A 22,654-nucleotide genomic window follows, 5' to 3' on the forward strand; every position below is an offset into this window, starting at 1 on the left:
CAGGAGGATCCGCGTAATGACGTCTATCGCGCACCCCGAGCTCGAAGGGCTCGGAACATACGAGTACGGCTGGGCCGACTCCGACGAGGCCGGCGCCTCGGCTCGGCGCGGCCTGAACGAAGAGGTCGTCCGCGACATCGCGGGCAAGAAGTCCGAACCGGAGTGGATGGTCAACACCCGGCTCAAGGCGCTGAAGCTCTTCGACAAGAAGCCGATGCCCTCCTGGGGTGCCGACCTGTCCCGGATCGACTTCGAGAACATCAAGTACTTCGTGCGGTCCACGGAGAAGCAGGCCACCTCCTGGGAGGACCTGCCCGAGGACATCAAGAACACCTACGACAAGCTGGGCATCCCCGAGGCGGAGAAGCAGCGCCTGGTCGCCGGCGTCGCCGCGCAGTACGAGTCCGAGGTCGTCTACCACCAGATCCGCGAGGACCTGGAGGAGCAGGGCGTCATCTTCCTCGACACCGACACCGCGCTCAAGGAGCACCCGGAGCTCTTCAAGGAGTACTTCGGCACCGTCATCCCCTCCGGCGACAACAAGTTCGCCGCGCTCAACACCGCGGTGTGGAGCGGCGGGTCGTTCATCTACGTGCCGAAGAACGTGCACGTGGAGATCCCGCTGCAGGCCTACTTCCGGATCAACACCGAGAACATGGGCCAGTTCGAGCGGACGCTGATCATCGTCGACGAGGGCGCCTACGTGCACTACGTCGAGGGCTGCACCGCGCCGATCTACAAGACCGACTCGCTGCACTCCGCGGTCGTCGAGATCATCGTCAAGAAGAACGCGCGCTGCCGCTACACGACCATCCAGAACTGGTCGAACAACGTCTACAACCTGGTCACCAAGCGCGCCGTCGCCTACGAGGGCGCCACCATGGAGTGGATCGACGGCAACATCGGCTCCCAGGTGACCATGAAGTACCCCGCGGTCTACCTGATGGGCGAGCACGCCAAGGGCGAGACGCTGTCCATCGCCTTCGCCGGCGAGGGCCAGCACCAGGACACCGGGTCCAAGATGGTGCACTGCGCCCCGAACACCTCGTCCACCATCATCTCCAAGTCGGTGGCCCGCGGCGGCGGCCGCGCCTCCTACCGCGGCCTGGTCCAGGTCCAGGAGGGCGCCGACCGGGCCAAGTCCACGGTCAAGTGCGACGCGCTGCTGATCGACACGATCAGCCGCTCGGACACCTACCCCTACAACGACATCCGCGAGGACGACACGGAGCTCGGCCACGAGGCCACCGTGTCCAAGGTCAGCGAGGACCAGCTCTTCTACCTGATGAGCCGCGGCCTGGACGAGGACGAGGCCATGGCCATGATCGTGCGCGGCTTCGTCGAGCCCATCGCGCGCGAGCTGCCGATGGAGTACGCGCTGGAACTGAACCGGCTCATCGAGCTGCAGATGGAAGGAGCGGTTGGTTAAGTTGGCCGCCAATCTCGGAATCAAGGAGCACAGCCACGGAGCGGGCGAGCTCCCGGTCTCCCGGCTCGACGTGCACGGGTCGTTCGACGTGGACGACTTCCCCGTGCCGAACGGGCGCGAGGAGGAATGGCGGTTCACCCCGCTGCGCCGGCTGCGCGGCCTGCACGACGGCCGGGACATCAAGGACGGCAAGGTCTCCGTCGACGTGACCGCCCCCGAGGGCGTCACCCACGAGACCGCGCCCTCCGGCGACCCCCGGCTGGGCACCTCGTTCCTGCCCACCGACCGGGTCTCCGCGCTCGCCTTCCGCGACTTCGGCTCCTTCGGCGAGGCCACCGTGGTGACGGTGGCCCCCGACGCCAAGCCGGCCGACCCGGTCTTCATCAAGATCACCGGGCACGAGCACGGCGACGCCTACGGCCACGTGCTGGTCCGCGCGGGCCGGCACAGCGAGGCCACCGTCGTGCTGGAGTACGCCGGCGACGCGGTCTACGCCGACAACGTCGAGTTCATCGTCGAGGACGGCGCCCGCCTCACCGTGATCAGCCTGCAGGACTGGGACCGCGACGCGGTGCACGTCGGCCACCAGTACACCAAGGTCGGCCGGGACGCGAAGTTCAAGAGCTTCGTGGTCACCCTCGGCGGCGACCTGGTCCGGCTCTCGCCGAAGGTCGGCTACACCGGCACCGGCGGCGACGCCGAGCTGCACGGCCTGTACTTCAGCGGCGAGGGCCAGCACCACGAGCACCGCTCGCTGATCGACCACAACGTCTCGCACACCCGGAGCCGGGTCGAGTACAAGGGCGCGCTCAGCGGCGAGGGCGCGCACGCGGTGTGGATCGGCGACGTGATCATCGGCGAGGGCACCGAGGGCACCGACTCCTACGAGCACAACCGGAACCTCGCGCTCACCGACGGCACCCGGGTCGACTCCGTGCCGAACCTGGAGATCTTCACCGGTGAGGTGGAGGGCGCCGGGCACGCCAGCGCCAGCGGGCGGCTCGACGACATCCACCTGTTCTACCTCCGCTCCCGGGGCATCCCCGAGGACGAGGCCCGCCGCCTGGTCATCCGGGGCTACTTCGCCGAGCTCATCAACCGGATCGAGGTCCCCGAGCTGCGGGACCGGATCATGGCCGAGGTCGAAGAGAAGCTGGCCGAGCATGAGTGACGGCGGTTTCGTGAAGGTCTGCACGCTGAGCGACGTCCCCGACGAGGGGGCGCTCGGCGTGGAGGTCGGCGACACCCCGGTCGCGGTGGTGCGCAGCGAGGGAGAGGTGTACGCGATCAGCGACATCTGCTCGCACGCCGAGGTCAACCTGTCCGAGGGGGAGGTCGAGGACGGCACCATCGAGTGCTGGCTGCACGGCTCCTGCTTCGAACTCTCCTCCGGCAAGCCGATCAACCCTCCCGCCACCCGGCCGGTACCCACCTACGCAGTCAAGATCGATGGCGATGACGTGCTCGTCTCGCTGGACACCGAGAATTCCTGAGGCCTGAATCAGATGACGAAGTTCGAAATCCGCGGGGTGCGCGCCGATGTCCTCATCGGGGCCGAAGAGCGCGAAGAGATCCTGAAGGGCGTCGACCTCACCATCAACTCCGGTGAGACGCACGCCATCATGGGGCCCAACGGCTCCGGCAAGTCCACCCTGGCCTACGCGATCGCGGGCCACCCCAAGTACGAGATCACCGCGGGCGAGGTGCTCCTCGACGGCGAGAACGTGCTGGAGATGAGCGTCGACGAGCGCGCCCGCGCCGGCCTCTTCCTGGCCATGCAGTACCCGGTCGAGGTGCCCGGCGTCTCGATGTCCAACTTCCTGCGCAGCTCGGTCACGGCGATCCGCGGCGAGGCCCCCAAGCTCCGGCAGTTCTCCAAGGAGCTCCAGGGCCACATGAAGGACCTGTCCATCGACGGCTCCTTCGCCGCCCGCGGCGTCAACGAGGGCTTCTCCGGCGGTGAGAAGAAGCGGCACGAGATCCTCCAGCTGGAGCTGCTCAAGCCGAAGATCGCCGTCCTCGACGAGACCGACTCCGGCCTCGACGTCGACGCGCTCAAGGTGGTCTCCGAGGGCATCAACCGGGCCAAGGCCACCCACGAGATGGGCGTCATGCTCATCACCCACTACACCCGCATCCTCAACTACGTGAAGCCCGACCACGTGCACGTCTTCGCCAACGGCCGGATCGCCGAGTCCGGCGGCCCGGAGCTGGCCGACGCGCTGGAGAACGAGGGCTACGAGCGTTTCGTGAAGGCAGGCGCTTCGCAGTGACGGCTACCGAGCCGGGGCGGCTCGACGCCGAGGCGGTCCGGGCGGACTTCCCGATCCTCGCCCGGACCGTCCGCGACGGGCGCCCCCTGGTGTACCTGGACTCCGGTGCCACCTCGCAGAAGCCCCGCCGGGTGCTCGACGCCGAGCGGGAGTTCTACGAGCGGCACAACGCCGCCGTGCACCGGGGCGCGCACCAGCTCGCCGAGGAGGCCACCGACGCCTACGAGGCGGCGCGGGCCACCATCGCGTCGTTCATCGGCGCGGTCCCCGGCGAGGTGGTGTTCACCAAGAACGCGACCGAGGCGGTCAACCTCGTCGCCTACGCGATGGGCAACGCGGCCACCGCGGACGAGCCCTACCGCAGGTTCGCGGTGGGCCCCGGCGACGAGGTGGTCGTCACCGAGATGGAGCACCACGCCAACCTGGTGCCCTGGCAGGAGCTCTGCCGCCGGACCGGCGCGACGCTGCGCTGGTTCGGCCTCACCGAGGACGGCCGGCTCGACCTGTCCGACCTGGACGGGCTGATCAACGAGCGGACCAAGCTGGTCGCGCTCGCCCACCAGTCCAACGTGCTGGGCACGGTCAACCCGGTCCGCGAGATCGCGGAGCGGGCGCACCGGTTCGGCGCCCTGGTGCTGCTGGACGGCGCGCAGTCGGTGCCGCACATGCCGGTCGACGTCGCCGACCTCGGCGCCGACTTCCTGGTGTTCTCCGGGCACAAGATGCTCGGGCCCAACGGGATCGGCGTGCTGTGGGGCCGCGCGGAGCTGCTCGCCGCGATGCCGCCGTTCATCACCGGCGGCTCGATGATCGGCGTGGTGCACATGGAGGGCAGCACCTGGGCCGACCCGCCGCAGCGGTTCGAGGCCGGGGTGCCGATGGCGCCGCAGGCGGTCGGGCTGGCCGCGGCCTGCGACTACCTGTCCGACCTGGGCATGGAGAACGTCGCCGCGCACGAGCACCTGCTCACCGAGTACGCGATCAAGCTGCTCGGCGGGATCGACGGGGTCCGCATCGTCGGCCCCGCCGACACCGTGGACCGGGGCGGGGCGGTCTCCTTCACCGTGGAGGGCATCCACCCGCACGACGTCGGCCAGGTCCTCGACGACCAGGGCGTGGAGGTCCGGGTCGGGCACCACTGCGCCTGGCCGCTGCACCGCCGGTACCAGGTCCAGGCGACCACCCGCGCGTCGTTCTACGTGTACAACACCGTCGCCGACGTGGAGGCGCTCGCCGCGGCCGTCCGGGAAGCCCAGCGGTTCTTCGGCACCGCGCCGGCGCTCTGAGAGAGGTTGACCCACCCCGATGCGTTTGGACGCGATGTACCAGGAGATCATCCTGGACCACTACCGCAACCCGCATAACAAAGGGCTGCGGGACCCGCACGAGGGCGAGGCCCACCACATCAACCCCACCTGCGGGGACGAGGTGACCCTCCGGGTGCACCTGGAGCCGTCCGGGGCGTCCCTGGACGGCGGCGCCACCGTCGCCGACGTGTCCTACGAGAGCATGGGCTGCTCGATCAGCCAGGCCAGCGCATCGGTCATGACCGATCTGCTGATCGGGCGGACGGTGGACGAGGGCATGAAGATGCTCGACTCGTTCAACGAGCTCATGCACTCCAAGGGGCAGGGCGAACCGGATGAGGACGTGCTGGAGGATGCGGTGGCCTTCGCCGGCGTGTCCAAATACCCTGCCCGTATCAAGTGCGCCCTGCTCGCCTGGATGGCGTGGAAGGACGCGACCGTGCAGTCCCTGGAGAAGCAGTCCGCGGACGAGGAGCCCCGCCAGGCCGGGGCAGGACCGGAGGGTGTCTCATGACGGAGAACGAGACCGCGGCGCCCGCCCCAGAGCAGGGCGGCCCGGCCGTGGACGAGGAGCTGGTCGAGGAGATCAGCGAGGCGCTCAAGGACGTCATCGACCCTGAGCTCGGCGTCAACGTGGTCGACCTGGGCCTGCTCTACGGGGTCCGGGCCGACGACTCCGCCATCACGCTGGACATGACGCTGACCAGCGCCGCCTGCCCGCTGACCGATGTCATCGAGGACCAGGCCACCAGCGCCCTGGACGAGTTCGGCCGGGACGTCACGATCAACTGGGTCTGGATGCCGCCGTGGGGTCCGGACAAGATCACCGAGGACGGCCGCGACCAGCTCCGGATGCTCGGCTTCAACGTCTGAGGCCGGACCGGGCGGAAGCAGTGCGAAGGGGCCGCCGCGCCGAACGGCGCGGCGGCCCCTTCGACGTCTCCGGGCCCCGCCCCTTCCCCGCCGGTCTTGCCCTCCCGCGATGGTCCTGCGGCCCTGTCGGAGCGCTCCGACAGGGCCGCGACGCCAAGATCATCGCCGGCGGGCGGTTCTTCCGGGCCGGTCGTCAGTGCGGTGCGAACAGGCTCTGCCGCAGCTCCTCGGCGATGTCGTCGTCGCCGCGCCGGGCGAGCCGGTCGATCAGCTCCTGCGGGTCCGGGACCGGGGCGGCCGGGTCGGCGTCCTCCTCGCTGATCCGCCGGGAGATGATCCGCAGCGCCTCCTCCGCCGGGGCGGGCGCGGTGTAGCCGATCAGGTGCAGCGCCCTGCCGGTGGGGCCGTTGCCGCCCAGTTCGGCGGCGGGGAGCCGGCGGGCCTCCAGCCGGTCGCCGTCCACCGTGATGAAGACCCGGTCGCCGGGCTGGGCGGAGAGCCGGCGCAGCAGCGGCCGCAGCGAGTCGAACGCGGCCTGGTCCCGCCAGACCAGCACCAGCAGGTCGGCCCCGGGCGCGGTGAGGCAGAGCAGCCGGCCCGGCTGCAGCCCCAGGTGGGTGGCGTAGCCGGGGGGCACCGTGACCGGGGCGCCGTTGAGGTGGTCGGCGCCGATGTCCACCCGGTGCCACCAGCGCCCGTCGGGGGCGCGGAAGCAGCGCGGGGAGGACGCGACCCCGGGGCCGGGCGGGGCGGCCGCGGCCGGCCGGGAGGCCTGCTGCGCGGCGGCCGGGGGCGGCGTCCCGGGCCGGCGCCGGATCGGCAGCCCGCTGGCGGTGGCGGAGGGGGCGTCGACCAGCTCGGAGCGGGCCGGGGCCGGGGCGGGCCCCTCCTGCGGGGGCAGCGACGGGTCGAGGATGACCCGGCCGTCGCGGATCTCGATCCCCGGCGTGCTCAGCAGCCAGGCGCGCAGCGACTGCTGCCGGATGCCGATCCGGCCCAGCCGCACGCCCGCGTCGGCCAGGGTCGGCGCGTCGCCGAGCATCTCCCGGGTCTGCCAGCGCAGCCGCTCCGGGTCGTCGGCGACCAGCCAGCCGTTGTGCATCCGCCGGTCGGTGAAGAAGGTGATGACCACCCGCCACAGCGGCGCGTTCAGCGACGGGACGTCGACCGGGTGGTCCGGGTGCGCGTTGATCAGCTGGTCGATGGTGGTGGCGGCGCCGAGCCGGTCGCTCAGCTCGCGCATGTGCCGGCCGATCGGCTCGCCGTCGGGGGAGGCGAGCCAGCGCAGCAGCCGCTCCTCGACGCTGCGCTGGGCGGCGCGGATCTCCCTTATGTCGGTGCTGATCTGGTCGGCCAGCAGCCGGATGCTGATCGGCTCGGCGGAGAACAGCCGCTGCGCGGCCACCGTGCGCTCCAGCGGGCTCCAGCCGCGCAGCAGCTCCTCGATCAGGTCGACCAGCGGGTGCGCGCCCAGCTCGGGCCCGGTGGGCCCGGCGGGCTCGGGCGCGCCGGAGGCGGCCGGGGGGGCGGCGGGGGCCGCGGACGGCTCGGGCCGGGGCGGGGCGGGCGGCGGGGCCGCTTCGCCCGCCGCCTTCTCCTCGGCGTGCTGGGCGCGGAGCGCGCGCAGGGTGCGGATGGCCCGGGACGCGGCGCTCTGCGGCGGCTCCCCGGGGCCCCCCGCGACCTCGGGCGGGAGGGCCGGCGGGGCCTCGTCCTCGGCGCCGGTAGCGGTGGACAGGTAGCCCAGGGCGCGCCGGACGTGCTCGGGCGCGGTGTCGGGGAGCCAGTGCGCGATGGTGCGCACCGCCTCGATGATGAGCGCGGGGGAGGGCAGCGGGGTGCGCCCCTCATCGCCGCCGAACGGCTGCACGGCCCGCCAAGCGGCGGCCCCGATCACCTCGATCCGGCCGCACTCCTCGGTGAACGCCCAGGTCTTCATCTCGGCGGGGGAGGCGGTCACCAGCGCCTCCCAGCTGCCCGCGGTGGCCAGCACCGCGCCGCGCACCGGCTCGGCGATGTCGTCGACGTCCACCGAGGAGGCGAGCAGCGGCGGCAGGAACTCGCCGATGGGCAGGTGCTCCCAGTACTCGGCGGCCAGTAGCGCGAGGTTGTGCGCCAGCCAGGCGGTGCCCGCGATGTCGAGCACCCTGGGCAGCGGCACGGAGCGCCACCAGCCGTCGACGAGGCGGCTGTGCCGCAGGAAGGGGGTGAGGTCGGAGGGCCGGTGCCAGCGGAGGGCCGGGGCCAGGTCCGTCAGGCAGACCGGGGAGATGGCGTTCATCTGCTCGGGACCTCGGCCTCCAGGGAATCGGCGCGTTCGAAAGGAAAGAACCGCACGTGCATTGGGTCAGTGCTCCACTGTATGCGTCCTTTGCCGGTTTCGGGGCCGTGCGGCCGCGATGGGGGGTGGGCGGGCCGCGGACGCCGCGGGCCTGCCGGAGATCGTACGTCGCCGCACCGCCCATGGGTAGCCCCGGCGGTGCGCCGCGCGACCCGCGGAACCGCGCCCCCGCGCGCGATCCGCTCCCCGACCGAACCGTACTATGACCCGCGCCACATGTGCGGCCGGTCGGGGAGCGCGGTCAGCGGCGGGTCACGCGGAGGCCAGGGCCGGCACCGCCTCGGGCGGGACCGGCAGCCCGGCCGCGTTGCCCGGGTTGACGGCCAGGCCGACCCCCTCGGGGAGCACCTGGGCCAGGTCGCGGGCGTCCAGCACCGCGCAGGGGATGTCCCCGCTGCGCTGCTCGTACTGCTCCTGCGAGGTGAAGACCGGGATGAACACCGCGCCGTCGAGCTCCAGCGAGGGCAGTGCGACGGCGCCGTCCTCCTCCCGCCGGCCCGACCCCTCGGGCACCGGCACCCACACCCGGCCCGCGCCGAGCGCCTCCAGGAAGGCCGCGTCGGGCGCGGTGTCCTCCGGGTCCTCCCGGTCGGCCTCCAGGACCCGCAGGAGGGCCTGCTCGACGGGGTTGGCGGGGAACCCCGGGCCGTAGCCGGCCGGGGAGTCGTGGCTGGTCATGCTGGACGGATCCGTTCCTTCCCGGGGGCCGCGCCAGGTCACGGTAGGGACCTGCGCCGGTCTCGGTCGGGATTCACTCCCGCCCCCGGCGGATACGCGGCGGTATGCTTGTCGGGCACGCCGTACCCCCGTCCCTCGCCTCCGACACCTGGTCGCCGGTGTCGCGCGAGGCACACAGGCGGCGCTCCCAGCCCCGCGCACCGTCGGCGGAAGCGGCGTGCCCCGCGCAGCCGTGCGGGGCGACGACCGGCCCGACGATCGACCAGCACGATGGGTAGAAGTGACTGACCTGGAGATGAACCCCCCAGGAAGAGCGCAGGCGGAGAGCCCGGCGGTCATCCGCTCGTACATGGCGATCGGCGACAGCCTCACCGAGGGACTGGAGGACGTGGGTCCCGACGGCGGCTACCGGGGGTTCGCCGACCGGCTCGCCGAGCACCTCGCCGAGGGAGTCCCGGGGTTCCGCTACGCCAACCTCGCCGTCCGCGGCCGCCGGATGCGCCACATCGCCGGCGAGCAGCTCGACTCGGTCCTGGAGCAGCGCCCCGACCTGGTCACCGTGCACGCCGGCGGCAACGACGTGCTGCGCCCCAACGCCGACCTGGACGGGCTCGCCGGCCGGCTGGAGGAGGCCGTGCGGCGGATGCGCGCGGCCGGGGTCCGCGTGGTCCTGCTCTCCGGGCACGACACCGGCTGGGTGCCGGTGCTGCGCATCTACCGGGGGCGGATCGCGGTGTTCAGCATGCACCTGCGGGCCATCGCCGAGCGCACCGGCTGCGACATCGTCGACCTGTGGTCCATGGCGGCGCTCAACGACCCGCGGGCCTGGAGCGAGGACCGGCTGCACTTCAACGGGGAGGGCCACCGCATCGTCGCGGCCCGGATCGCCGAGCTCCTCGGCCGCCCGATGGGCCCGCGCGAGCTCTGGGCCGACCCGTGGGACACCCCCACCGAGCGGCTCCCCAAGATCCTGCGCCGCCGCGAGCACCGCCGCTGGGCGCGGACGTACCTGGTGCCCTGGCTGGGCCGGCGCGCCCTGGGCCGCTCCTCCGGCGACGGCCGCCTCCCCAAGCGCCCGCACCTGGAGGAACTCGCCCCCCGCGACGAGACCGAACCGCCCCGCGACTGAGCGGCCCCCGGCCGCCCTGCACCCGCCCGCGTCGCGCGGCACCGGGAACCGCGAAGAAGGGCGGACCGGGGGGTCTCCCCGGTCCGCCCTTTCTCTCCGTGCCAGGGAGGGGCGGTCAGGTGCAGCACCGTTGAGTGAATCCCAGCGTTCCTCGAATCATCGGGAAGCGCCGGTGAAATCCCCAGCAGTCGCCGGCCCCGCTGCGCCGGCCGTGCGCGCCGGCGCCGCCCGGCTCCTCTCCGGTGACGCTGCGCACCACGTCGGGGCCGGTGACGAAGACCCTGCCGCGCTCGGATCCCCGGGCACGGGGACGGGGCGGCGCGGGTCCGGCGGGTCCGGCCGGGTCAGACCCGGCGGAAGGCCACGGCGACGTTGTGCCCGCCGAAGCCGAACCCCTCGTTGATCGCGGCCACCGTGTCGGCGGGCAGGTCGCGCGGCTTGTCCCGGACGATGTCCACCACGACCTCGGGGTCGAGCTCGTCGATGTTGATCGTCGGCGGGATGCGGCCCTCGTGCAGCGCCAGCACCGTGGCGATGGACTCGACGGCGCCGGCGCCGCCCAGCAGGTGCCCGGTCATGGACTTGGTGGAGGTGACCGCCACCCGGTCGGCCGCGGCGTCGCCCAGCGCGCGCCGGATCGCCACGGTCTCGCCGACGTCGCCCGCCGGCGTCGAGGTGGCGTGCGCGTTGACGTGCGTGATCTCCTCGGGGCGCAGCCCGGAGTCGTCCAGCGCCGCGCGGATCGCGCGGACCTGGCCGTCGGGGTCCGGGGAGACGATGTCGTGGGCGTCGGCGGAGTAGCCGGCGCCGGCCGCGACCGCGTACACCCGGGCGCCGCGGGCCGCGGCGTGCTCGGCGGACTCCAGCACCAGGATCCCGGCGCCCTCGCCCATGACGAAGCCGTCCCGGGAGGTGGCCCAGGGCCGCGAGGCGCCGGCCGGGTCGTCGTTGTTGGTGCTCAGCGCGCGCATCGAGGCGAACGAGGCGATGTTCAGCGGGTGGATCGCGGCCTCGGTGCCGCCGGCGATGACGATGTCGGCGCGGCCGGAGCGGATCAGCCGGATCGCGTCGGCGACCGCCTCGGCGCTGGACGCGCAGGCGCTGACCGGCGCGTGCGCCGCGGCGCGGGCGGTGAACTCCAGGGAGACCGCGGCCACCGGGCTGTTCGGCATCAGCATCGGCACGGTGAAGGGCGACACGCGCCGCCAGCCCTTCTCCCGGAACGTGTCGTACTGCTCGAGGATGGTGAGGATGCCGCCGATGCCGCTGGAGACGACGGCGCCCAGGCGCAGCGGGTCGACCTCGGGGGCGCCGGCGTCCTGCCAGGCCTCCTTGGCGGCGACCAGCGCGAACTGCTGGGTGCGGTCGAGCCGGCGCAGCCGCGCGCGCGGGAAGAGTTCCGCGGGGTCCTGAGCGGCGCGCCCGGCGATGCGGACGGGCAGCTCCTCGGCCCACTCCTCGTCGATGGTGGTGATTCCGGACCGGCCTTCGAGGAGGGCGGACCAGGTCGAGGCGACGTCACCCCCCACAGGGGTGGTGGCGCCGAGGCCAGTGACGACGACTTCGGTGGTGCTCATCGGCCTTTATCGCCCTTCGGGTCTCGTCGGTCGGTTCCGGCCGCGGTGCGGCCGGCCGGGGGATGCGGCGGCGGTCCGGGCCGCGGAGGCGCGGGGAGCGCCGCCGCGGCCCCGCCGCGGCCGCGCCTACTTCTGGATGAAGTTGATGACGTCCTGGACCGTCTTGAGGTCCTTCAGCTGGTCGTCGGGGATCTCGCTGCCGAACTTGTCCTGAGCGGCGACGGCGATCTCCACCATCGACAGGGAGTCGATGTCGAGGTCGTCGACGAAGCTCTTCTCGGGGGTCACGTCGGCGGCCGGAACACCGGCGATCTCGTCGATGATCTCGCCGAGACCCTCGAGGATCTCCTTCTCGCTGTGCTGCGCCATGGTGTCGCTTTCTCCTTAGTTCGTTCTCTCACCGGGGGCGGGGCCCGCGGTGGGTCAGGGGATGCGCAGGACCTGGGCCGCGTAGGTCAGGCCGGCGCCGAATCCCAGGGTGAGCACGGTGCTCCCCGAGGGCAGCTCCCCGCGTTCGGTCATCCGGGCGATGGCCAGCGGAATGGACGCGGACGAGGTGTTGCCAGCGGAGACGATATCGCGGGCGACGACCGCCTGCGGCGCTCCGAGCCTGCGCGCGATCGACTCCACGATCCGCAGGTTGGCCTGGTGCGGGACGAACGCGGTCAGCTCCGCCGGGTCCACCCCCGCCCGCTCCAGCGCCTCCAGCGCGACCTTGTACAGCTCGGTGGTGGTCCACCGGAACACCGCCTGGCCCTCCTGGTAGAGGTAGCGGTGCTCGCGCAGGTAGATCTTGTCGGCCCGCTCGCCGGAGCTGCCCCACACCACGGGGCCGACGGCGTCCTCCTCGGCGGCCGAGACCACCGCGGCGCCCGCGCCGTCGGCGAAGATCACGCAGGTGGAGCGGTCGTCCCAGTCCACCCAGTCGGAGAGCTTCTCCGAGCCGATCACCAGCACGTTGCGGGCCGAGCCGCCGCGGACCGCGTCGGCGGCGATGCCCAGCGCGTAGCAGAAGCCGGCGCAGGCGGCGTTGACGTCGAAGGCGCCCGGCGCGGTGATGCCCAGCTTCGCGGCGACGCTCGCCGAGGCGTTGGGGATCTGGTCCTGCTGGGTGCAGGTGGCGACGATGACCAGGTCGATGTCGTCCGGGGAGAGGCCGCCGGCCGCCAGCGCCTTGCCGCCGGCGGCGACCGCCATGCTCACCACGGTTTCGGCGGGGCCGGCGATGCGGCGCTCGGCGATCCCGACCCGGCTGCGGATCCACTCGTCGGAGGTGTCCACCCGCTGGGCGAGGTCGTCGTTGGTGACCACGTTGGCGGGCTGGTACTCGCCGAAGGAGACCAGGCGCGCGCCGCGGGGGCGGTCGGTGCGGCCGCTGTCGTTACTCATCGGAGGGGCCTTCCACGAGGACGGCGTCGCCGGAGTGCTTCGCGACGAGCTCCTTCGCCCGCTCGAGGTCGTCCGGCGTCTTGACGGCCAGCAGCTCCACGCCGCGCAGGGCGCGCTTGGCCAGCCCGGTGAGCGTCCCCGCCGGGGGGAGCTCGATGATCGCGGTGACGCCCAGGTCCGCCAGCGTCTGCGTGCAGGCGTCCCAGCGGACCGGGGAGCTGATCTGGGAGACCAGCCGGTCCAGGTACTCGCCGCCGGACTCCACCACCGCGCCGTCGCGGTTGGAGAGCAGCCGGGTCCGCGGGTCGGCGGCGCCGACCCGGCCGGCGACCTCCCGCACCCGCTGCACCGCCGGGGCCATGTGCTCGGTGTGGAACGCGCCGGCCACCGACAGCGGGCGCAGCCGCGCCCGGGCCGGGGGCTCCTCGGCGAAGGCGGCCAGCCGCTCCAGGGTGCCGGCGGCGACGATCTGGCCGGAGCCGTTGTCGTTGGCGGGGGTCAGCCCGGCGGCCTCGATCGCGGCCAGCACCTCGGCGCGGTCGCCGCCGAGCACCGCGGTCATCCCGGTGGCGGTCGCCGCGGCGGCCTCGGCCATGCCCCGGCCGCGCTCGGCGACCAGGGCGAGCGCGTCCTCGGGGGAGAGCACGCCGGCGAGCGCGGCGGCGGTGAACTCCCCGACGCTGTGCCCGGCGACCGCGTCGGCCCTGGCGGCCGCGGTCTCCAGGTCGCCGAAGAGCGAGACGGCGGCCGCCATGCCGGCGCTGACGAGGAGGGGCTGGGCCACCGCGGTGTCGCGGATCTCGTCCGCGTCCGCGGTGGTGCCGTAGCGCACCAGGTCCAGCCCGGCCACCTCGGACCACGCGGCGAAGCGCTCGGCCATGCCGGGCGCCTCCAGCCACGGGGAGAGGAAGCCGGGTACCTGGGCGCCTTGGCCCGGAGCAACGATTACAAGCACGACAACCACCCTGCCCTGTAGGACATCACCAGTTGGATGAGGAGCATGACGAAGTTTAGGAGAGACCGCTTGTCGGACTTCTACAACATAGGGGCGGTTAGGCACCTGATCGGGGCCGGATGTGACCGGGGTCGCGCACTCGGCGGGTGCGGAGTGCGCCGTTCTTCCGGCGGGATGCCACTCTGGGAGCGTGAGCACTGGATCCGCTGATCAGAACGAACACGACCAGGAGAACGGGCGCCCCGCGGAGGAGGGCCCGGAGGCCGGCGCCGTGCGTGCGGCGACCGTGCAGCGCCTGGAGCGGGCCATGGGCGCGCTGGGCACCGCCGCCGTGGCGCGGATGGAGAGCCGGCTGTCCTGGTTCCGCAGGATGTCGGCGGAGGACCGCTCCTGGGTGGGGCTGGTCGCCCAGTCCGGGGTGGCGGCCTTCGTCGACTGGTTCAAGAACCCGGAGCGGGGCCGGCCCGCGATCACCGTCGAGGTCTTCGGCACCGCCCCGCGCGAGCTGACCCGCTCGGTCACCCTGCAGCAGACCGTCGACATGATCCGGGTCGTCATCGACGTGGTGGAGAACCAGGTGGAGGAGCTGGCCGCGCCCGGCGGCGAGCAGCAGCTGCGCGAGGCGGTGCTGCGCTACACCCGGGAGGTGGCGTTCAGCTCGGCCAAGGTGTACGCGCGCGCCGCCGAGGCGCGGGGCGCCTGGGACGCCCGGCTGGAGGCGCTGATCGTCGACGCGCTGCTGCACGGGGACCGGGACGAGGGGCTGCAGACCTGGGGGTCGGCGCTGCGCTGGACCCGCACCCCGGTGATCGCGATCGCCGGCCACGCCGGCGAGGACGGAGAGGCGGTCCTGGAGGACCTGCGCAACGCCGCGCGCCGGTCCGGCCACGACGTGATCGCCGGGCTCCAGGGCGACCGGGTGGTCGCGGTGCTCGGGGTGAACGAGAAGGACGTCCGCGACGACGGGGTGTCGGCGGCGGTCACCGAGCCGCTGACCGAGCTGTTCGGGCCCGGCCCGGTGGTGGTCGGCCCGCCGGTCGGCGAGCTGCCCCGGGCCGGCGCGTCGGTGCGCGCCGCGGTGAGCGGGCTGCGCGCCGCGGTGGGCTGGCCGGACGCGCCCCGCCCGGCGCTCGCCGAGGACCTGCTGCCGGAGCGGGCGCTGCAGGGCGACCCGAGCGCCCGGACCCAGCTGGTGGAGGAGATCTACAAGCCGCTGCGCGGGGCCGGGTCGCCGCTGCTGGACACCCTCTCGGTCTACCTGGAGCACGCCTCCTCGCTGGAGTCGACGGCGCGGATGCTCTTCGTCCACCCGAACACGGTGCGCTACCGGCTGAGCCGGATCGCGGAGCTGACCGGGCACATGCCGGCCGACGGCCGCGGGTCGTTCGTGCTCCGCATCGCGGTCACCCTGGGCAGGCTCGCGGAGACCGGCGAGGAGCCCTGACGCCCCGGTGGTACGGGGCCGTGCCGCGGACCGCGGACCGCGGAGCGAAGGGGCGATCGGGCCCACCGGAATCTCCCGGAATGTGGGGTGAACGGCGGAACGCGACGGTTGCCCCGCACGTTGTGACGGGGGAGGATGGGGGCGGTGCCGCGGAGCGGCGTCCCTCCCGGTGGGGCGGGGTTCGCGGTGCCCGAGGCATCGGTGCCGACGGTGTGATGCGGGCCGCTCCGGCGAACGCGCTCCCGGGGGTGAACCCCTTGCCGGGCGCGGGCGTCTCCTCCCCGGAGGCGGACGCGGGGTCAGGATTCGGGGCGGGCACCGGTCCGCCGCCGAAGAAGTCGGAACTCAGGCGGTGTGGGGGCATTGCGGTGAGAAAGATGAGCGCGGAGCCGGTGAAGCGGCTGTACCGCGAAGCGGTCGATGCGGTCATGGCGCCCGACGAGGCCGGGAGGCTCTGGCGCACGGTCCTGGTCTGCCTGCCCGCCCCGATCCCGATACTGGCCCTGGTCGCCCTGGCGGTGGGCGGCGGCTGGTCGGCCGCGGGCGTGTGGATCCTGGCGTCGGTCTCGGTCGCGGTGGCGGCGCTGCTGCTGGCCGCCGTGGTCCAGCCGTCGCCGCTGCCCGAGGGGCTGTCCACCGGCGCCTCGGTGCGCCGGTCGCTGCACCGCTACCGCCAGATCACCTCGCTGCGCCTCGCGCTCGGCCTGGTCCCGGTCGCGGTCGGCGCCGGCTGCTCCATCGCCGGCGGCGGACTGCTGCCGCTCGCGGCGGCGATGGCGCTGTCCTGGCCGCAGCTGGCCCTGGCCGCGCCGACCTTCTTCTCCATCACCCGCGCGCGCCGCGCGATGGAGGCCTGGGGGACCAAGGCCTACCTGTGGGCCGCCCTGGCGCAGCCCGCCCCGGTCGAGTGGCCGGTGCTCACCCCCACCGCGGCCTGGATCCGCGCCCGCCTGGACGCCCGCCGCACCGGGGGCGCGCAGCCGCCCGCCGAGGCGGCCGGGCCCGCCGCCGAGCCGGGCGAGGAGCCCGACGACGAGGCCGAGGCCGCGACCGGCCTGCCCACCCGGCTGGCCGCGCCCAGCGCCGCCCGGCAGGAGCCGGCCGACCTGGTCCCCGGCTTCCCGGTGCAGGACCCGGCCACGGCCACCGGGCCGCGCCCGATCGTGCGCGCCCCGGCCCCGGCCCGCCGCCCGCTGCGCCCGCTCCGCCGCGACCGCAGGTCCAAGACGAAGCGCTGACCCGCCCGGCCGCTCCGCGCCGGAGGGCCTGCGCGCACCCCGCCCGGCCGCTCGCCCCGAGCGGCCGGGCGGCGGCCGTTCGGGCCGGCCCGTTCGGGGGTAGGCCCCGGTGAGCGCGGGCCCCGATCCGCCCGCGCCGGGGACGAGGGCTCAGGAGGACCGCGGTGGCGACCGGGCGCTGGCAGTTCTGGGTGGATCGCGGCGGCACGTTCACCGACGTGGTGGCGCGCGGACCGGACGGCCGGATCACCACCCGCAAGCTCCTCTCGGACAACCCGGCGGAGTACCGGGACGCGGCGATCGAGGGGATCCGGTCGCTGCTCGCCGCCGAGGGGGAGGAGCTCGGCCCGGACCGGGTCGAGGTGGTGCGGATGGGCACCACGGTGGCCACCAACGCGCTGCTGGAGCGGCGCGGCGAGCGCACCGCCCTGGTGGTCACCCGGGGCTTCGCCGACGCGCTGCGGATCGGCTACCAGAACCGGCCGCGCATCTTCGACCGGCGCATCGCGCTCCCCGAGCCGCTCTACGAGCGGGTCATCGAGGTCGACGAGCGGATGAGCGCGGACGGCGAGGTGCTGGTCCCGCCCGACCTGGAGCGGCTCGCCGCCGACCTGAACCGGGCCCGCGCCGACGGCATCGACGCGCTGGCGGTGCTCTGCATGCACAGCCACCTCCACCCCCGGCACGAGCGGCTGATCGGCGAACTCGCCGAGCGGACCGGCTTCGCGCAGATCTCGCTCTCCAGCGAGGTCTCCCCGCTGATGAAGCTGGTGCCGAGGGGCGACACCGCGGTCGCCGACGCCTACCTCTCGCCGGGGCTGCGCCGCTACGTCGGGCGGGTCGCCGAGCAGGCGAGCGGCGTCCGGCTGATGTTCATGCAGTCCAACGGCGGACTGGCCGAGGCGGGCCACTTCCGCGGCAAGGACGCGGTGCTCTCCGGCCCGGCCGGCGGCATCGTCGGCATGGTCCGCGCCTCCCTGGCGGCCGGCCACGCCAAGGTGATCGGCTTCGACATGGGCGGCACCTCCACCGACGTCTCGCACTACGCCGGCGCCTACGAGCGGGTGCTGGACTCCCAGGTCGCCGGCGTGCGGCTGCGCTCGCCGATGCTGGACATCCACACCGTGGCCGCGGGCGGCGGGTCGGTACTCCGCTTCGACGGCGGCCGCTACCGGGTCGGTCCCGACTCGGCGGGGGCGGCGCCCGGCCCGGCCTGCTACCGCGCCGGCGGGCCGCTCACCCTCACCGACGCCAACGTGATGCTCGGCCGGATCCGGCCCGAGCACTTCCCCCGGGTGTTCGGCCCCGGCGGCGACCAGCCGCTCGACGCCGAAGAGGTGCGCCGCCGGTTCACCGGACTGGCCGCCGACATCGCCGGGCGGACCGGCGACGACCGCTCGCCGGAGCAGGTCGCCGAGGGGTTCCTGCACGTCGCGGTGGAGAACATGGCCAACGCGGTGAAGCGCATCTCGGTGCGGAAGGGGCGCGACCTCACCGAGTACGCGCTGACCACCTTCGGCGGCGCGGGCGGCCAGCACGCCTGCGCGGTCGCCGACGCGCTCGGCGTGCGCACCGTGCTGGTCCCGCCGATGGCGGGGATGCTCTCCGCACTGGGCATCGGGCTGGCCGACACCACCGCCATGCGCGAGCGCTCGGTGGAGGAGCGGCTCGGCGAGGCCCTGCTGCCCCGGCTGGAGGAGGTCGCCGGCGCACTGGAGGACGAGGCCCGCGCCGAGCTGCGCGAGGAGGGCGTGCCGGAGGAGCGGCTGCGGGCGCGGCGCCGGGTCCGGCTCCGCTACGACGGCACCGACACCGCGGTGGAGGCGGAGCTGGCGCCGGTCGCGGAGATGACCGCGGAGTTCGAGGCCGAGCACCGGCGCACCTACTCCTTCCTGATGGACCGGCCGCTGGTCGCCGAGGCGGTCGTGGTGGAGGCCACCGGCCTGTCCGAGCAGCCCGACCCGGTGCCCGAGTCGGCCCCCGAGTCGGCCCGCGGCCGGGCGGAGCCGGAGCGGGTGCGGATGTACGCCGGCGGCCGGTGGCGGACGGTGCCGCTGCACCGCAGGGAGGCCCTGCCGCCGGGCGAGGAGGTCGAAGGGCCGGCGATCATCACCGAGGACGGCGCCACCACCGTGGTCGACGAGGGGTGGCGGGCCGGGGCGGCGGCCACCGGCCACCTGGTGGTGCGCCGGGTCCGCCCGCGCCCCCGCAGCGAGGTCGGCACCGGCGCCGATCCGGTGATGCTGGAGGTGTTCAACAACCTCTTCATGTCCATCGCCGAGCAGATGGGCGCCCGACTGGAGGCGACCGCCCAGTCGGTCAACATCAAGCAGCGCCTCGACTTCTCCTGCGCGCTGTTCGACCCGGACGGCGGCCTGATCGCCAACGCCCCGCACATGCCGGTGCACCTGGGATCGATGGGCGCGACCGTGCGCGAGGTGATCCGGCGCCGCGCCGGGGACCTGCGCCCCGGCGACGTCTACGCGGTCAACGACCCCTACCACGGCGGCACCCACCTGCCCGACGTCACCGTGGTGACCCCGGTCTACGACGAGGCCGGGCGGGACGTGCTGTTCTACGTGGCCTCGCGCGGCCACCACGCCGAGATCGGCGGGATCACCCCCGGCTCGATGCCGGCGTTCAGCACCGACGTGCACGAGGAGGGGGTGCTGTTCGACGCGCACCTGCTCGCCCGGGACGGCCGGTTCCGCGAGGAGGAGACCCGGGCCCTGCTCACCGGCGCCCGGTACCCCTCGCGCGCCCCCGACACCAACCTGGCCGACCTGCGCGCCCAGGTGGCCGCGAACGCCAAGGGGGTGGAGGAGGTCGGCGCGATGATCGGCCACTTCGGCCTGGACGCGGTGCAGGCCTACATGCGGCACGTGCAGCGCAACGCAGAGGAGGCGGTGCGCCGGGTGATCGACGCCCTGGACGACGGGGAGTTCCGCTACGAGACGGACTCGGGGGCGGTCATCGCGGTGCGGATCTCGGTGGACCGGGAGCGGCGGTGCGCCGACATCGACTTCACCGGGACCTCGCCGCAGCTGGCCTCCAACTTCAACGCCCCCTCCTCGGTGGCCGCGGCCGCGGTGCTGTACGTGTTCCGCACCCTGGTCGCCGACGACATCCCGCTCAACGACGGCTGCCTGACGCCGCTGCGGATCACCATCCCCGAGCACACCATGCTCTCCCCGTCCTACCCGGCGGCGGTGGTCGCCGGGAACGTGGAGACCTCCCAGGCGGTGACCGGGGCGCTCTACGGGGCGCTGGGGGTGCAGGCCGAGGGGGCGGGCACGATGAACAACGTCACCTTCGGCGACGACCGGCACCAGTACTACGAGACGGTCGGGTCGGGCTCCGGGGCGGGGGAGGGCTTCGACGGCGCCTCGGTGGTGCAGACGCACATGACCAACTCCCGGCTGACCGACCCCGAGGTGCTGGAGTCGCGGCTGCCGGTCCGGGTGGAGTCGTTCGCGGTGCGCAGGGGCAGCGGCGGCGCCGGCCGGTGGCGCGGCGGGGACGGCGGGGTGCGCCGGATCCGCTTCCTGGAGCCGATGACGGTGAGCACCCTCACCGGCAACCGGCGCCGCGCCCCCTACGGCATGGCCGGCGGCGCCCCCGGCGCCTGCGGCGCCGACCACGTGGTCCGCGCGGACGGCACCGTCGAAGAACTCCAGGGCTGCGCCTCGGTCCGGATGGCCCCCGGAGACCTGCTGGTCGTAGAGACCCCCGGCGGCGGCGGATACGGCCCCCCGCAAGCCCGACCGGACTGACCCGCCCGCGCCCGCACCGCCCACGGGACGGGCGGATCCCCAGCGCCCCGGCGACCTTTCCGCCGGACGCGTCGGTCGGGCACGGCGAAGGAAGGCACAGCAAAGGAAGGCACAGCGAGGGTAGGGGCGGGGCGCAGGCCTCACCCGGGCGCGGCGCCCCACGGGGTCGGGCTTAAAGCGGGCGGCGAAGGCGGCGGTGGGGGCCGGCCGGTCGGTTAGGCGCGGCGCCCCACGGAGTGAAGGTTCAAGCAGCGGCGACGGCAGCGGTAGGGGCGGGACGAAGGTGGTCGCCCGGGCGTCGGGCCCCACGGGGTCAGGGTTCAAGCGGGCGGCGAGGGGGGGAGCGGGGCGAGGCTCCGCGTTCACCGGTCAGGGGCGGCGCGTGCTCCCGGTGAGGGGAGCAGGGCGGCGCCCCGGCGGCGCGGGCCGGCCCGCCTGCCCGCGCCCGCCAGGGGGCCTTATCCCCATATGCCTGCTTTGCGGCAGGGAACGGGCGAGCGTGGGGGCGCCCTGCGCATCGCGAGAGCACCCCGATTACATCTACCAGCGAGTAGTGAGTCTCGAAGCCCCCACCACCCCCTCATCGATTACCCAGAGTGACCAATCGGGGCCTTTTGGGGGAACGAAAGCGGCATTCCGCCCCTGCCTCTCCTCTTCCCGGGTTCCGGCCCCCTGCTTTGCGGCCTTGCGGGCGGCTCGAACCCCCGATCACCGGCCCGATCAGGGCGATCCGGGCCTCTCGGGGCCGATCCGGCCCAGGATGCGCGCCCAGGAATCACCGGGGTGCTCTCGCGGTGCGCAGGGCGCCCCACCCCGCCATCGCCCTGCGTATTTGCCCAGGTCAGAGAGGTGTGGCGGTTTCAAGGGAGGCCGACCCCGGCGCCCGGGCGGCGCGGGAACGGCGATCCTGCCGCCCCGGCCAGCCCCGACCGGCCCTCCCCGCTCTGCTGCACCCGACCGACCAGCCGGTTCCCCTGCCTGCCTTCGCTGCCCGCTTGAACACCCGCCTAGCGAGACGCCGCGCCCGGGCGATCACCTCCGCCCCGCCCCTACCTGTGCCGTCGCCGCCCGTCTTGACCTTCGCTCCGCGAGACGCCGCGCCGGACCGGCCGGCCGGTCCCCACTGCCGCCCTCGCTGCCCGCCTGAACCTCGGCCCCGTGGGGTGCCGCGCCCGGCTGGGGTGCTCGGCCCCGCCCCTACTGGCGCCGTCGCCGCCTGCTTGAACCCTCACCCCGCGAGACGCCGCGCTTGACCGACCGGCCGGCACGCCCTTCCGCCTTCGCCGCCTGCTTGAACCCCGGCCCCGCGAGATGCCGCGCCCGGCCGGGGCGCCTGACCGGGGCGCGGGGGGGGTGAGGCACCGGGGTGCCGGGGTGCCGGAGTACTGGGGCGCCGGGGTCAGGCCGGGGCGTGCCGCTCTGCGCCGTCGAAGGCCTCGACCAGCTGCCGCTCGGCGGCGTCGAAGTAGGCGGCGAGCCGCTCGGCGGCGGCCTCCGTGCGGCCCTCCCGGAGCAGCTCGTAGATCTCCCGGTTCAGCGCCACGTAGGGCACGTGGAACTCCTCGGGGGCGGCCATCACGTGGAAGACCAGCCGCAGCTCCGCGAGGAGCCGGCGCACCGCCTCGTCGGTCCGCGGGCTGCCGGCCAGTCCGGCGACGGCCTGGTGGAAGTGCATGTTGGCGGTGCCCACCGCCCACCAGTCGGCGCGGGCCGCCGCGTCCTCGGCCTCCTGCACGGCGGCGCCGACCCGGGCCACCGCCTCCGGGTCCGCGCCGCCGGCCGCGCGGAGCGCGGCCAGCTCCAGGGCGCGCCGCACCAGGTACAGGTCGGTGACGTCGTCCCGGGTCGGCTTGGCGACGAACACGCCGCGGTTGAACTCGTGCACCAGCAGCCGCTCGTGGCCGAGCAGCCGGAACGCCTCGCGCAGGGTGTTGCGGGAGACGCCCAGTGCCGATCCGATGGCCTCCTCGGACAACCGTTCGCCCGGCGCCATGGCCCCCGCGATGACCTGCGCGCGCAGGACGTCGGCGACACGCTCCGCGGTGCTGGAGCGCTCCAGCGTGCCGCGCAGTGCGGAGAGCCGGTCCAGTCCCTCGCTCGTGGTCACCCGTCCCCGCCTTCGCCCGCCGTCGCCGTCCGTCCTCCCATTGTGGCGGATCGCAGCGGTGGTCCGGCTCACCGGGGGGTGTGGCCTGGGACGCTCTCCGGGGGTACCATGGCAGCCGTTCGCTCGATCAGAGAATTGTTC

Annotated in this window: 18 protein-coding genes; 11 read left to right on the top strand and 7 right to left on the bottom strand. The window is 74.0% G+C overall.

Going from position 1 to position 22,654, the window contains the following annotated elements; genetic code table 11:
- Nucleotides 1-16 precede the first annotated feature (16 nt).
- The 7 genes from sufB to D459_RS0114385 are packed head-to-tail and all read left to right on the top strand — an operon-like array spanning nucleotide 17 to nucleotide 5,882.
- Nucleotides 17-1,429 carry a Fe-S cluster assembly protein SufB gene (sufB, locus tag D459_RS0114355; protein ID WP_017593711.1) on the top strand — a complete coding sequence of 471 codons (1,413 nt, stop codon included), beginning with the start codon at nucleotides 17-19 and terminating at the stop codon, nucleotides 1,427-1,429.
- 1 nt (nucleotide 1,430) lies between these two features.
- Nucleotides 1,431-2,600, top strand: a complete 1,170-nt coding sequence (sufD, locus tag D459_RS0114360; RefSeq protein ID WP_017593712.1) for a Fe-S cluster assembly protein SufD — start codon at nucleotides 1,431-1,433, stop codon at nucleotides 2,598-2,600.
- Nucleotides 2,593-2,922, top strand: coding sequence for a non-heme iron oxygenase ferredoxin subunit (locus D459_RS0114365; RefSeq protein ID WP_017593713.1), 330 nt, complete (start codon nucleotides 2,593-2,595; stop codon nucleotides 2,920-2,922). The genes sufD and D459_RS0114365 overlap by 8 nt, the downstream gene beginning before the upstream one ends.
- A gap of 12 nt (nucleotides 2,923-2,934) precedes the next feature.
- Nucleotides 2,935-3,702, top strand: coding sequence for a Fe-S cluster assembly ATPase SufC (sufC, locus tag D459_RS0114370; protein ID WP_017593714.1), 768 nt, complete (start codon nucleotides 2,935-2,937; stop codon nucleotides 3,700-3,702).
- Nucleotides 3,699-4,988, top strand: coding sequence for a cysteine desulfurase (locus tag D459_RS0114375; protein ID WP_017593715.1), 1,290 nt, complete (start codon nucleotides 3,699-3,701; stop codon nucleotides 4,986-4,988). The genes sufC and D459_RS0114375 overlap by 4 nt, the downstream gene beginning before the upstream one ends.
- Nucleotides 4,989-5,007: 19 nt before the next feature.
- Nucleotides 5,008-5,523: a Fe-S cluster assembly sulfur transfer protein SufU gene (gene sufU, locus D459_RS0114380; RefSeq protein ID WP_017593716.1), complete on the top strand. Its 516-nt coding sequence runs from the start codon at nucleotides 5,008-5,010 to the stop codon at nucleotides 5,521-5,523.
- A complete protein-coding gene (locus D459_RS0114385; protein ID WP_017593717.1) occupies nucleotides 5,520-5,882 on the top strand; it encodes a metal-sulfur cluster assembly factor in 363 nt (120 codons plus the stop codon). The genes sufU and D459_RS0114385 overlap by 4 nt, the downstream gene beginning before the upstream one ends.
- A 193-nt stretch (nucleotides 5,883-6,075) precedes the next feature.
- On the opposite strand, the gene D459_RS0114390 is transcribed toward D459_RS0114385, so the two are convergent.
- Nucleotides 6,076-8,163, bottom strand: coding sequence for a hypothetical protein (locus D459_RS0114390; protein WP_017593718.1), 2,088 nt, complete (start codon nucleotides 8,161-8,163; stop codon nucleotides 6,076-6,078).
- 312 nt (nucleotides 8,164-8,475) lie between these two features.
- Nucleotides 8,476-8,901 (bottom strand): SseB family protein, encoded by a 426-nt coding sequence (locus tag D459_RS0114395; RefSeq protein ID WP_017593719.1) that lies wholly within the window; start codon nucleotides 8,899-8,901, stop codon nucleotides 8,476-8,478.
- Between the two features lie 349 nt (nucleotides 8,902-9,250).
- Here D459_RS0114395 and D459_RS31620 point away from each other — a divergent pair, with 349 nt between their 5' ends.
- Nucleotides 9,251-10,030: an SGNH/GDSL hydrolase family protein gene (locus D459_RS31620; RefSeq protein ID WP_017593720.1), complete on the top strand. Its 780-nt coding sequence runs from the start codon at nucleotides 9,251-9,253 to the stop codon at nucleotides 10,028-10,030.
- Between the two features lie 344 nt (nucleotides 10,031-10,374).
- Here D459_RS31620 and fabF read toward each other — a convergent pair whose 3' ends face one another.
- The 4 genes from fabF to D459_RS0114420 form a co-directional block, all read right to left on the bottom strand.
- The gene (fabF, locus tag D459_RS0114405; protein ID WP_017593721.1) at nucleotides 10,375-11,607 is read right to left on the bottom strand and encodes a beta-ketoacyl-ACP synthase II; all 1,233 of its coding nucleotides are present in this window, start codon (nucleotides 11,605-11,607) and stop codon (nucleotides 10,375-10,377) included.
- Between the two features lie 126 nt (nucleotides 11,608-11,733).
- A complete protein-coding gene (locus tag D459_RS0114410; RefSeq protein WP_017593722.1) occupies nucleotides 11,734-11,976 on the bottom strand; it encodes an acyl carrier protein in 243 nt (80 codons plus the stop codon).
- Between the two features lie 54 nt (nucleotides 11,977-12,030).
- A complete protein-coding gene (locus tag D459_RS0114415) occupies nucleotides 12,031-12,996 on the bottom strand; it encodes a beta-ketoacyl-ACP synthase III (protein ID WP_017593723.1) in 966 nt (321 codons plus the stop codon).
- A complete protein-coding gene (locus tag D459_RS0114420) occupies nucleotides 12,989-13,876 on the bottom strand; it encodes an ACP S-malonyltransferase (RefSeq protein ID WP_017593724.1) in 888 nt (295 codons plus the stop codon). Before D459_RS0114420 ends, D459_RS0114415 begins: the two co-directional genes overlap by 8 nt.
- A 346-nt stretch (nucleotides 13,877-14,222) precedes the next feature.
- On the opposite strand from D459_RS0114420, the gene D459_RS0114425 reads away from it, so the two are divergent.
- The 3 genes from D459_RS0114425 (at nucleotide 14,223) to D459_RS0114435 (ending at nucleotide 20,406) form a co-directional block, all read left to right on the top strand.
- The gene (locus D459_RS0114425) at nucleotides 14,223-15,395 is read left to right on the top strand and encodes a PucR family transcriptional regulator (RefSeq protein ID WP_020380178.1); all 1,173 of its coding nucleotides are present in this window, start codon (nucleotides 14,223-14,225) and stop codon (nucleotides 15,393-15,395) included.
- A 377-nt stretch (nucleotides 15,396-15,772) separates the two neighbouring features.
- The gene (locus D459_RS33640) at nucleotides 15,773-16,633 is read left to right on the top strand and encodes a hypothetical protein (RefSeq protein WP_026120393.1); all 861 of its coding nucleotides are present in this window, start codon (nucleotides 15,773-15,775) and stop codon (nucleotides 16,631-16,633) included.
- Nucleotides 16,634-16,797: 164 nt separating this feature from the next.
- Entirely contained in the window at nucleotides 16,798-20,406 is a 3,609-nt protein-coding gene (locus D459_RS0114435) for a hydantoinase B/oxoprolinase family protein (protein ID WP_017593726.1), read from the top strand.
- A gap of 1,399 nt (nucleotides 20,407-21,805) precedes the next feature.
- Here the strand turns inward: D459_RS0114435 and D459_RS0114440 are convergent.
- Nucleotides 21,806-22,513 (bottom strand): GntR family transcriptional regulator, encoded by a 708-nt coding sequence (locus tag D459_RS0114440; RefSeq protein WP_017593727.1) that lies wholly within the window; start codon nucleotides 22,511-22,513, stop codon nucleotides 21,806-21,808.
- Nucleotides 22,514-22,654 lie beyond the last annotated feature (141 nt).

Source organism: Nocardiopsis potens DSM 45234 (assembly GCF_000341105.1).
GTDB lineage: Bacteria > Actinomycetota > Actinomycetes > Streptosporangiales > Streptosporangiaceae > Nocardiopsis_A > Nocardiopsis_A potens.